The sequence below is a fragment of the Polynucleobacter sp. MWH-Berg-3C6 genome (genome assembly GCF_018881855.1).
Lineage (GTDB): Bacteria > Pseudomonadota > Gammaproteobacteria > Burkholderiales > Burkholderiaceae > Polynucleobacter.
The window spans coordinates 22,768-35,040 of the sequence record NZ_JACVPN010000004.1; the positions used below are offsets into that span (position 1 = coordinate 22,768).

The following is a 12,273-nucleotide window of genomic DNA, read 5'->3' on the forward strand; positions in this document are numbered from 1 at the left end:
GTCTGTCCTGATTGCTGTAATTCCCCCAAAGATCAAAATCTTTTAATGCCTATATTCCCAAAATCAAATTGCACCGCTTGTATTGCTAGGGGTGATAAAAATTACCCAAACCGCTTAAACGATTTATATGATCCGCCAAGCAGTCTCTATATAGATGGAGATCTTGGTTTACTAAAAACACCCATGATCGCAATCGTAGGTTCGCGCAAGGCCAGCGCTGAGGGCCTTAAAAACGCATCTGCTTTTGCCCAAGAGCTCTCGCGGGCGGGTTTACTTATCGTCTCTGGGCTTGCAAGAGGCATTGATGGGGCCGCCCATCAAGCAACCCTTAACCTTGGGCCCAAGCACTTCACTATGGCGGTCTGTGGGGCCGGCTTGGATGTGATTTACCCCAAAGAACATCTGGATTTAGCCAGAAATATCCAGAATCAGGGGCTTTTAGTCTCTGAATACCCCCTGGGGACAGCACCAAAATCGAGCAACTTCCCCAGGCGCAACCGAATCATTGCTGCGTTTTCGATTGGCGTTCTAGTCATTGAGGCGGCCGAAAGATCCGGCTCTCTCATTACTGCCAGACTGGCTTTGGAGATGGGGAGGGAGGTTTTTGCGGTGCCAGGCTCTATTCGGCAGCCCCTTTCTAGGGGGTGTAACCTTTTGATTCAGCAGGGTGCAAAGCTAGCCCAAAACCCGGAGGATGTACTAGAAGAGTTGGTTTTTTGAGAAAAACCCTATTTAAAGTGGTTTAAATGCGGTTTTTTAGTCATTAATTGCCTGGGAAGTTAAGCGTTCATCGTCAAAAAACTACGCTTTTTGGACTTTTCTTAATTTATCGGTTAATAATAAAAAAGGGGTAAACAGCTGACCAAGTCCTGATTTGGTTTAAATTGTTCATCCTTTTTCCTATAAAAAACATCATTTCAGGCTCATATTTAGGCAAACGCGTGGCTAAAGCATCTACCAAAAGCAGCTCCAAGACCCCTTCCGTGGATCACCCCAGGGCCCTCATCATTGCCGAGAAGCCATCGGTTGCCAATGACATTGCCAAAGCCCTAGGCGGCTTTACTAAATATGAGGACTATTTTGAAAGCGACGACTTTGTTATCTCGTCTGCTGTTGGTCACCTCTTAGAAATAGCGGCCCCAGAAGAATATGACGTTAAGCGTGGCAAATGGTCTTTTGCCAACCTGCCTGTAGTACCTCCTTATTTTGACTTGCGGCCAATTGTCAAAACCGAATCGCGCCTGAAAGTTTTACAAAAACTTATTAAGCGCAAAGACATTACTTCCCTGATTAACGCATGTGACGCGGGGCGTGAGGGTGAGCTGATTTTTCGCTTAATTGCACAGCACGCAAAAGCATCGCAGGGCATTAAGCGTTTATGGTTGCAGTCCATGACTCCAGCAGCAATTCGCGATGGCTTTGCAAGCTTGCGCACCGACGAGGATATGCAACCACTGGCGGATGCGGCGCGTTGCCGCTCAGAAGCAGACTGGTTGGTGGGCATTAATGGTACGCGCGCCATGACCGCCTTTAATAGCAAGAGTGGCGGCTTCTTTTTAACTACTGTTGGTCGTGTTCAAACGCCCACCCTATCAATTGTGGTGGAGCGCGAAGAATTAATCCGCAAGTTTGTTTCTAAAGATTATTGGGAAGTAAAAGCCGAATTTATTGCTGCTGCCGGAGTCTATGAGGGCCGCTGGTTTGATCCGAAATTTAAGAAAGATGTTGCGGAACCAGATGCTCGCGAGAACCGCCTATGGAGCGAAGCTGCAGCACAAAGCATTGTTGCTGCTTGTCGTGGCAAAAAGGCGAGCGTTACTGAAGAAGCTAAGCCAGCAACTCAACTAGCACCACAACTGTTTGACTTAACCAGCTTGCAACGGGAAGCGAATGCCCGTTTTGGTTTTTCTGCAAAAAATACGCTGGGCCTTGCTCAAGCGCTATATGAGCGTCACAAGGTTTTAACCTATCCACGTACCGATGCTAAGGCGCTACCAGAAGACTATCTAGATACTGTCAAACAAACCATGGAAATTCTTGCTGAAAACTCGCAAGACTATCGTGCGTTTGCAAAACAAATTCTGAAGGGTGATCCGAAAGATCCAAAAGCAAAGGCTGGTTATGGTTGGATTAAGCCTAACAAGCGCATCTTTGATAACTCCAAAATTTCTGATCACTTTGCGATTATTCCGACTCTCGAAACTCCCAAGAATTTAAGTGAGCCCGAGGCAAAGTTATATGACTTAGTAGTTCGCCGTTTCTTAGCAGTCTTTTATCCTGCCGCTGAATTCAAGGTCACCACCAGAATTACTGAGGTTTCAGGGCACCATTTCAAAACCGAAGGTCGCGTCCTAGTGAACCCTGGCTTCCTCACAGTCTATGGCAAATCGAATCAAGCCGACGATGAGCTTGTAGCCGTCCAAGAAGGCGAAGCCGTTCAGAGCGAATCCATTGCTGCAGTTCCATTGAAAACAAAGCCGCCAGCACGCTACTCAGAAGCAACGCTGCTCTCGGCAATGGAAAGCGCCGGCAAGTGGGTTGATGACGATGACATGCGCGAAGCAATGGCAGAAAAGGGTTTGGGTACTCCTGCAACCCGCGCAGCAATTATCGAGGGACTGCTCGCCGAAAAATACATTGTGCGCGAAGCACGCGAACTCATTCCTACAGCAAAAGCTTTTCAATTGATGACTTTATTGCGTGGCCTGGATGTTGAGGAGCTCACGCGCCCTGACTTGACTGGTAGCTGGGAGAACAAGCTCTCTCTAATTGAGCAGGGCAAGATGAATCGCGATACCTTCATGCAAGAAATTGCGCAGATGACTCAGCGCATCGTCAAACGCGCCAAGGAATATGACAGCGATACAATTCCAGGCGACTACGCAACAATGACCACACCATGCCCGCACTGTAAGGGGCCGGTAAAGGAGAACTACCGACGGTTTGCCTGTGAAAAGTGTGGCTTTACGATCAGCAAAACTCCGGGCGGTCGCGCATTTGAATATCCCGAAGTGGAAGAGCTGCTGCGTGAGAAAACGATCGGGCCACTCCAGGGCTTTCGCAGCAAAATGGGCCGTCCATTTGCTGCCATCATTAAGTTAAGCGAAATTCCGGAAGATGACAGCGACTATCCAAACGCAGGCTTCAAACTTGAGTTTGACTTTGGCAATGCGCAGGATGAAGAAACTGAGGCTGTAGATTTCACGGGTCGCCAAGCATTGGGTGTTTGTCCAAAATGTTCTGGTGCAATTTATGAAGACGGCATGCGTTACGTTTGTGAACACAATACTGGGCCAAGTAAGACCTGTGATTTCAAAACCGGCAAAGTGGTTCTACAACAAGAAATTTCTGCTGAGCAAGTACAAAAACTACTCAAAGAAGGCAAGACCGATCTCTTGACGAACTTCAAGTCAAACCGTACTGGGCGTGGCTTTAAGGCCTACTTGGCCTTAGGGGCTGATGGCAAAATTGGTTTTGAGTTTGAGGCCAAAGCCGCTGGTGCAGCCAAAGCACCGGCAAAGAAACGTTCAGGTGCTAGTGCAGCAAGCAAGTCTGTTGCAAAGCCCAAGCGCGCCAGTAAAGCAAAGTCATCCTCTAGCACCTGAGCTGTAATCAGCTTGGCTGCTAGCGCTGACCACAAAATACCTCGTGAACCTAAAGCAGTGGCTAAAAAGATTCCAGGTCTTTGAGTGAGCGCACCAATGATTGGTAAACGATCGCCTGCAACACATCGCACACCAACAAAATCTCCAGCCTTAATTAACGCTCCCGGATCTCCCTCGGGGTATGCAAGCAAACCTTGCGCTTGCTCTCGATTGAATTCATCGCTGCTGTCTCTTGAACCAAGATCATCCTCACCCTCATCAAAACTTGAGCCCACCATCCAACGGTAGCTGCCATCTTCAAGCCGATCGGCTGGGAGACAATAACCATCGCCGGATATACCAACTCTAGGTAATTTTTTTATCCAAGCATCTTCTTGAATTGAAAAAATACTGAGCTGACCGCGCACCGGCTTAAGAGGGAGGCGAATTCCAATACTACTCATGAGCGCCTTGGAATCCATTGCGGTAGCCACTATCACCTTATCCGCAGAAATGATTACTTCATTATTCTGATTGAATAAAAGCCAACACTCATCATCTCTCTCAAGTTTTGCGACGCGCGCATTCCATAAGCAAGTTAAGTGGTTCTGATCTTGCAATAGTGCATTGCTTGTCTCAAATAGATTGAGAGATGCGCCACGCGGCAACCACACTCCACTCTGTTTGATGCCGCAAATTTTTTCTGCTTCTTGAGCATCTAAAGCCAATGCCATATCCTGATCAAGATCTAAAGACTGCAAATGTTTGCTTACTTCTGCTCGATCAAAATACTTATCTTTTTTGGTAGGCTGAAAAATACCGTGCTTGTTCCAAGCCTTGCCCCACCTAGCCTCAGCCAATAAAAAGGCAATGCGCGTTAAGCGCAATAAACGCGGCGATCCCTTCCCGATATGGGGATGAGCAATAGCGTAGGCGTGACTTGAGCAAGCGGTGGCAGGTGAAGATGCGGCGTCAATAATACAAACAGATTTGCCGCGCAGGAGCAACTCATTTGCAATGGTTGCGCCACAAATGCCTGCCCCAATCACCACTATTTCATGGTGTTGGGGTTTGGTCATTTAACTAATGTGAATAAAACGTCTTGTACTGCTGATGCTTAAACGCTGAGGCGCTGTTCAATCTTGGCGCGAGTCTCTTTCAACTCTTTTGGCAAGCGATCACCAAGGTGATCAAACAATTCCGTATGCAGCTTCAACTCATTCTGCCAGTCATCCACTGCAACATGAATGGCTTTAGCAAATTTCTCAGCAGAATAGTCGAGGCCATTCCAATGGATATCGCCGTGTTCTGGGCAAATACCAAATGGCGTTTCTTTGCCTTTTGCCTTACCTTCAGCGCGCTCCAAAATCCATGAAAGCACGCGCATGTTTTCGCCAAAGCCTGGCCAAACAAACTTGCCATTCTCATCCTTGCGGAACCAGTTAACGCAATAGATCTTGGGCAATACAGCGCCTTCGGCCTCTAACTTTTTACCGATATTGAGCCAATGCTGGAAATAGTCGCTCATGTTGTAACCGGCAAACGCAATCATCGCGAATGGATCGCGACGCACAACACCGATTTGGCCGGTGATCGCAGCAGTGGTTTCTGAACCAAGCGTTGCAGCCATGTAAACACCCTCAACCCAATCACGTGCCTCGCTAACCAAAGGCACAGTGTTTGAGCGGCGGCCGCCAAACAAGAATGCGTCAATTGGAACGCCCTCTGGATCATCCCACTTAGGATCAACCGCCGGGTTGTTAGTTGCAGCAACTGTAAAGCGTGAGTTTGGATGCGCAGCTTTGCGACCTGCTGCGCCATCTGCTGGAGTCCAGTCTTTGCCTTGCCAATCAATCAAATGCGCTGGTGGTGTTTCTGTCAAGCCTTCCCACCAAACATCACCATCATCAGTCAAGCCAACGTTTGTAAAGATCACATCTTGATTTAAAGAATCAATACAGTTTTGATTGGTTTGGCGGTTAGTGCCAGGCGCCACACCAAAGTAACCAGACTCTGGGTTAATCGCAAACAATCGAGTTTTGCCGGTAACTGGGTCTTTGCGCGGCTTGATCCATGCAATGTCGTCACCAATAGTAGTTACCTTCCAGCCATCAAATCCTTTTGGAGGAATCATCATAGAGAAGTTGGTTTTGCCACAGGCAGATGGGAATGCGGCAGCGATATGGTATTTCTTGCCCTCGGGTGAAGTTACGCCCAAGATCAACATATGTTCTGCCAACCAACCTTGCTCGCGGCCCATATTAGATGCAATACGCAGAGCGAAACATTTCTTACCCAACAATGCATTGCCGCCGTAGCCAGAACCAAATGACCAAATCTCACGGGTTTCTGGGTAATGAACAATGTACTTATTCTTGTTGTTTGGCCATGCAACATCTTTTTCGCCAGCAGCCAAAGGCTTGCCAACAGTGTGAATACAAGGAACAAACTCGCCGTCAGCACCTAATTGATCAATAACAGCCTTGCCCATGCGAGTCATGAGACGCATATTAATTGCAACGTATGGGCTGTCAGATAGCTCAACGCCAATGTGGGCAATGGGGGAGCCAATTGGGCCCATGGAGAATGGCACCACGTACATTGTTCTGCCACGCATACAACCATCAAACAGCGGATTTAGTGTTGCGCGCATTTCGCTTGGCTCTACCCAGTTATTGGTGGGGCCGGCATCTTCTTTTTTTGCTGAACAGATAAAAGTGCGGTCTTCAACGCGCGCCACATCCTCAGGGTCCGAGAGCGCTAAAAATGAATTTTTACGCTTGGCTGGGTTGAGGCGCTTGAAAACGCCTGCGCTAACCAATAGCTCGCAGAGCTCGTCATATTCGGCCTGAGAGCCATCACACCAACGAATTGCATCCGGCTTAGTCAGGGCTGCAATCTCTCCAACCCACTTAATTAATTGCTTGTTTTTTACGTAAGCTGGCGCATTTACATTAATTTGGTCCGCAGTTTCTGTGGTCATATGTTTTCCTATGAAGATTTAATTTTTAATCCAATGATTTTAACATTTTGGTCATATTTGAAGCCCTGACACGGCAGAGAGGAGGCTCTTTACTTGCCAATACAGAATTGGCTAAAAATTTTGCCCAAAAGGTCGTCTGGAAGCAACTTTCCAGTAATTTGCCCAAGGTGATTTTGGGCTAAAAATAGCTCTTCTGCGAATAATTCCAGCGAATTGTTGCCATTTGCTGCGAACTGCTCTGATCTTGCAATGTGCTCCGATGCCCGCTCTAAGCAGTCTAAATGGCGCCTTCTAGCCACAATCGCCCCTTCTTGGGGGCCGTTCCAGCCGACTGTTTCCAGTATTTTTTGCTTAAGGCCCTCAACTCCATCACCATTTTTAGCGGAAATCAAAATAGCCTGTTTTGGGGCCGGGGAAGGGGCCGAAGACAACAAATCTGACTTGTTAACAACCTCTAAAACCGGGCATTTTGGAGGCAGCTCTCTCAAAATTTGTTCTTTTAGGCCATCTTCTGTTGAATTGGGGTCGGTTAAAAAAATGACCAGATCTGCCAACCGAATGGCATCCCAAGACCTTTCAATTCCTTTTGCCTCAACTAGATCATTGGTTTCGCGCAGTCCGGCCGTATCAATGATGTGCATTGGTACGCCTTCAATGGTGATGCTTTCCTTCACGCGATCGCGAGTGGTGCCTGCAACAGGGGTAACAATGGCGATGTCTTCGCCAGCGAGTCTATTGAGCAAAGAGCTTTTGCCAACGTTTGGCGCGCCAGCAAGAACAAGCTGTATGCCATCGCGCAAAATCTTTCCTTGTTTAGCGCCAGCACGCAAAGACTCTAGTTTTTCTTTAACAGCAAATAGACGAGCACGGGCTTGCGCATTCTCCAAAAACTCAATTTCTTCCTCTGGAAAATCTAAAGTTGATTCCACCAAAATACGCAGCTGTGTAATCTCTTCGATCAAATCGTTAATGTTCTCTGAAAAAACGCCTTGTAAAGATCTTGCTGCGCCACGAACCGCAGCCTCACTTTGTGCATCTATTAAATCTGCAATCGCTTCAGCTTGGGCTAGGTCTATTTTGTTATTAAGATAAGCTCGCAAAGTAAATTCGCCAGGCTCTGCAATTACCAATCCATCGCTCTTGCCTAGCTCAAGGCAGCGCTTCATTACTAACTCCAGAAGCTGAGGGCCTCCATGGCACTGAAGCTCTAAAACATCCTCACCAGTAAATGAGGCGGGGGCGACAAAATAAATGGCGATGAGCTGATCAATAGTTTGCCCATCGGCAGCACGCAAAGTGATTAGGTTTGCCTGGCGAGGCGAGAGCTCTTTCTGAAAAAGTGCTTTTGTAATGGCCTTGAGGTTTTGGCCGCTAATGCGTACAACCCCAACGCCCGCCTTGCCCGGAGCAGTTGCTATAGCAATGATGGGCAGCTTTCTGGTCATCATTGCTATGTGTTTTCCATTAAAGACTAAGCCATTAAAAAATTACTTGGCTTCTTTCTTTGCAAACATTTGATTGATTTGCCATTGTTGGGCAATCGACAATAAGTTATTCACCACCCAGTACAACACCAAGCCGGCCGGGAAGAAGAAGAACATCACCGAGAACACGATTGGCATATACATCATCACCTTTGCCTGGATAGGATCTGGTGGGGTTGGATTCAACTTGGTTTGAACAAACATTGAAACAGCCATGATGATTGGCAAGATTCCAATTGGGAACATTTGTGTAATTCCCAACACATCACTAATCGATGTATCCGGGAGCGATAGATCGTGTACCCACAAAATCCATGGGGCACCGCGCAGCTCTACAGATGACAACAACACCCAATACAAAGCAATAAAGACAGGGATCTGAATCACCACTGGCAAACATCCGCCTAGTGGATTAATTTTTTCTTTGCGATACATCTCCATCATTGCTTGATTTAGCTTTTGTGGCTCACCCTTGTATTGCTCTTTCATGGCCATCAAACGAGGCTGCACCTCTTTCATGCGAGCCATTGACTTATAGCTTGCAGCGGAAAGCGGAAAGAACGCCAACTTAATCAAAACAGTAAGAAGCACAATAGACCAACCCCAGTTACCAACATAACCATGGATTTTTTCCAAGAGCCAAAAAATAGGTTTTGCCAAAATCGTTAAGTAACCATAATCTTTTAACAGCTCAAAACCTGGGGCAATGGTTTCTAAAACACTCTCTTCTTGGGGGCCAACAAAGAGACGAGATTTTTCAACAATCGTCGCTCCTTGAACAACCACGCCGAGCGGTGTTTGCATACCAATACGATAGAGGCCGTTATCAATTCTTCCAGCATAGATATCGCGCGCAAATTTGTCGCCTGGGATCCATGCGCTAGCAAAATAGTGCTGAACCATTGCAACCCACGCCGGGTCACCAGCAGGAACCTGAGTTGGAATGGTAATTTTATTTTTATCGATTGCTGTGAATTCAAGCTTATTGAATTTTTCTTTGTCTGTGTATGTTGCTGGGCCGGTAAAGGTGCTTGCCGAAAAAGCGCCGTCGAATGGACCAATTTTTTGCTCCTGGCTGCCGTCACGCACTAGCTCGGTGTAAAGAACTAATGGCGTAGCGTTCGCGCTTGACTGAGTCACGCGATGCCCAACATCCACCACATAACTTCCTGGGTTAAGGATGAACGTTTTTTCTAATTTAACGCCATTGCGCTCGCTTGCGAGCGTGAGGAAGGGTCGGCCCGAGCCATCTTTACCAGACTGAACAAGTTTGAAGGTACTGGTGTGATTTGGTAAATCATTATTGTTTAAAGAAATCAAACCTGAGCGCGCAAAATATTTATGGTTTGCGGTGTATTGAAAAAGTTCGACCGGCTTGTTTTCAGCGGTCAATGACTTTAATAGTTTTGCATCCACTACGTTAGCGCCATTAGCGCTAATTTCTAATACCAGCACATCATTTTTCAATGTAAATTTTTCAGCGCTATCAATTGCACCCAAATTCACAGCAGGGGTTGCGGCAATGACCGGCTGACCCGATATTTGAGTTGGTACGTCTAGCTTATTGCTTGCAGCGGCCTTATCGGCAGCGGCTGGAGCGCTTGCGGGTGCGCCCCCAAATAAGGATGGCTTACCCTCGTGGACCTGCCAATTGTTGTAGAGCATGAGACCCGACATCGAGAATACTGCCCAAAGAATTGTTTTTTTAAAGTCCATTTGCATTCACTTAAATTAATGAGAGGTTTGTTTTACTGCAGGATCATAACCACCTCGTGACAATGGATTGCAGCGCAAAATTCGCCATGCAACCAAGCCGAAGCTTTTGATAAATCCGTAATGATTGAAGCAATCGCACGCATATTGTGAGCAGCTTGGTGCGTACTTGCAGTGCATGCCAAGGTAAGGGCTCAGGAGTAATTGATAAACCTTTACCAACTTAATTGCGGCTTTATTGAAAACGCGCACCTTAAATTAATCCCGACATCTGAGAGCGCAGAAGCTCTTTTTCTTTTTTTCTAAGCCTGCCACGAGTCTCGCGACCAATCGGTTTTTTAAGCTTAACCACCACATCTTTCTTCAGTGTGCTGGCTTGAGCCGTCCAAACTAATTCGCGAATCATTCTCTTTAGGCGATTGCGATCAACCGCTCTTTTAGCCAACTTCTTGGCTACTGCAACACCTAAATCTGGCTTACTGCCCGCCAGGGCGGGCGCAGCATAAAAACCCCAATACATACTTGTCTTGGGGTTTATTTTCAATAATTCAGAAATCCTAGCGCTGTTCAATGGCTAAATTAAACAGCCAAACGCTTGCGACCTTTTGCGCGACGTGCATTTAATACTGCGCGTCCGCTCTTAGTTTTCATGCGAATACGAAAACCGTGTGTGCGCTTACGACGGGTTACTGATGGTTGGTATGTTCTTTTCATGATAGATCCCTGCAAAACCAAGTATTTTCCTTGTTGCAGGGCAAAAGGTCAATCAATCTCGATGAATATATAGGTGTTTTTCTCTATTTTTGTGTGGTTTTCTAATAACCTATTAATTTATATAGATTTTTTGCTTTTATACACAAGTTATCCACAGCTTTTCCACGTTTTTGTAGCTTGTGGATAACTTTGCAGGATGGCTACAATGGATCCTCTAAAAATATGAGCAGCCTACAAAATCCCTCCGCCTTGAATTCAATCAACCCCTTGGGTTTTTGGGACGGTGCGCTTAGCACCCTTTCCCGCGAGCTGTCGCCCCAACAGTTTAAAACATGGATTCAGCCCTTAACTCTCGTATCTTTTGATGAGAGTGATCACTCACTAACTGTTGGCGCCCCAAACCGATTCAAGCTGGATTGGATTAAGAAAACATTTGCCGACCGCTTCCAAGAGTTGGCCTCCCAGTATTTTGGCTCGTCTATTAATATTAATTTTGTCCTCGATGTCGAGGTCGGCGCGGCGCCAGTTGCGGCGCCAGCAATTATCGAAAGCGCCCCTCCAGAGCAGCAAACGAACAATACATCCGAAGAGGCCACATCTCTGGAAGAGGGGGCCTTTGAGATTGAGGATCACTCCAAACTCAACCCTAACCTTACTTTTGAAACTTTTGTTACCGGCAAAGCAAACCAACTTGCCAGGGCGGCCTCTATTCAGGTTGCGCACAACCCAGGTAGCTCATATAACCCAATGTTTTTATACGGTGGTGTTGGTCTGGGCAAAACACACCTAATTCATGCGATTGGTAATCACCTTTTAAAAGAAAAACCCAATGCGCGCATACGCTATATCCACGCCGAGCAATATGTATCGGATGTTGTGCGAGCTTACCAACAAAAAGCTTTTGATCGCTTTAAGCGGTACTACCACTCCCTTGATTTATTGTTAATTGACGATATCCAATTCTTTAGCGGTAAATCAAGAACTCAGGAAGAGTTTTTTTATGCTTTTGAGGCGCTTTTAAGCAACAAAGCCCAAGTCATCATCACCAGCGATACCTACCCAAAAGAGATGGCAGGCATTGATGATCGACTAATTTCACGTTTTGATTCTGGTTTAACAGTTGCCATTGAGCCGCCCGAGCTCGAAATGCGGGTCGCTATCTTGATGAAGAAGGCGATTAGTGAGGGCATCCCAATGAGTGAAGATGTGGCCTTCTTTGTAGCAAAGCACTTACGCTCCAATGTCCGAGAGCTTGAGGGGGCGCTGAGAAAGATATTGGCCTTTGTACGCTTTCATGGCCGTGAGGTCACCATCGAGGTCGCTAGAACCGCACTGAAAGATCTTCTATCAATACAAAACCGACAAATCTCGGTCGAAAATATTCAAAAAGCTGTGGCTGATTTTTACAGTATTAAGGTCGCTGATATGTACTCAAAGAAGCGACCAGCCAACATTGCTCGCCCACGGCAAATTGCGATGTTTATGGCGAAAGAATTAACCCAAAAGAGCCTGCCTGAGATTGGTGAACTCTTTGGGGGTAGGGACCACACAACGGTTTTGCATGCGGTTCGGAAAATTGCGGATGAGCGCGCGCATGATGGGCAGTTAAATCACGAAATCCACGTCATTGAACAAACTTTGAAGGCTTGATTTTTGCTTGTGGATAAAGGTGTGGACAACCCTAGGGATAAGTTTGGGGATTGTGTGTGGATAAATTGTGGAAAGACTCAGCTTCATGCAAAAATAGGGTATTGAAAAAAGGTTATCCACTTTTTATGCAGTGCTTATACAAAGG

9 protein-coding genes and 1 pseudogene are annotated in these 12,273 nt (G+C 46.6%); 3 read left to right on the forward strand and 7 right to left on the reverse strand.

Features of this window, described 5'->3' with window-relative positions:
• Positions 1-45 precede the first annotated feature (45 nt).
• Positions 46-720 carry a DNA-processing protein DprA gene (gene dprA, locus ICN13_RS07585; protein WP_216139801.1) on the forward strand — a complete coding sequence of 225 codons (675 nt, stop codon included), beginning with the start codon at positions 46-48 and terminating at the stop codon, positions 718-720.
• A 221-nt stretch (positions 721-941) separates the two neighbouring features.
• Positions 942-3,605, forward strand: coding sequence for a DNA topoisomerase III (locus ICN13_RS07590; RefSeq protein WP_370622972.1), 2,664 nt, complete (start codon positions 942-944; stop codon positions 3,603-3,605).
• Positions 3,606-3,664: 59 nt separating this feature from the next.
• Here the strand turns inward: ICN13_RS07590 and mnmC are convergent.
• The 7 genes and pseudogenes from mnmC to rpmH form a co-directional block, all read right to left on the reverse strand.
• Positions 3,665-4,663 (reverse strand): annotated as a pseudogene (mnmC, locus tag ICN13_RS10155) (FAD-dependent 5-carboxymethylaminomethyl-2-thiouridine(34) oxidoreductase MnmC); the annotation flags it as partial.
• Positions 4,664-4,701: 38 nt separating this feature from the next.
• Complete coding sequence (locus tag ICN13_RS07595) at positions 4,702-6,567, reverse strand: phosphoenolpyruvate carboxykinase (GTP) (RefSeq protein ID WP_216139802.1); 1,866 nt, start codon at positions 6,565-6,567, stop codon at positions 4,702-4,704.
• Positions 6,568-6,656: 89 nt separating this feature from the next.
• Positions 6,657-8,012, reverse strand: a complete 1,356-nt coding sequence (mnmE, locus tag ICN13_RS07600) for a tRNA uridine-5-carboxymethylaminomethyl(34) synthesis GTPase MnmE (protein ID WP_216139882.1) — start codon at positions 8,010-8,012, stop codon at positions 6,657-6,659.
• 42 nt (positions 8,013-8,054) lie between these two features.
• On the reverse strand, positions 8,055-9,767 hold the full coding sequence (gene yidC / locus ICN13_RS07605; protein WP_216139803.1) for a membrane protein insertase YidC: 1,713 nt from the start codon (positions 9,765-9,767) through the stop codon (positions 8,055-8,057).
• A 15-nt stretch (positions 9,768-9,782) separates the two neighbouring features.
• Entirely contained in the window at positions 9,783-10,016 is a 234-nt protein-coding gene (yidD, locus tag ICN13_RS07610) for a membrane protein insertion efficiency factor YidD (RefSeq protein WP_216139804.1), read from the reverse strand.
• Position 10,017: 1 nt separating this feature from the next.
• A complete protein-coding gene (gene rnpA, locus ICN13_RS07615; RefSeq protein WP_216139805.1) occupies positions 10,018-10,284 on the reverse strand; it encodes a ribonuclease P protein component in 267 nt (88 codons plus the stop codon).
• Positions 10,285-10,343: 59 nt separating this feature from the next.
• Positions 10,344-10,478 (reverse strand): 50S ribosomal protein L34, encoded by a 135-nt coding sequence (rpmH, locus tag ICN13_RS07620; protein WP_011903922.1) that lies wholly within the window; start codon positions 10,476-10,478, stop codon positions 10,344-10,346.
• 222 nt (positions 10,479-10,700) lie between these two features.
• On the opposite strand from rpmH, the gene dnaA reads away from it, so the two are divergent.
• Positions 10,701-12,128: a chromosomal replication initiator protein DnaA gene (gene dnaA / locus ICN13_RS07625; RefSeq protein WP_255534091.1), complete on the forward strand. Its 1,428-nt coding sequence runs from the start codon at positions 10,701-10,703 to the stop codon at positions 12,126-12,128.
• Positions 12,129-12,273 lie beyond the last annotated feature (145 nt).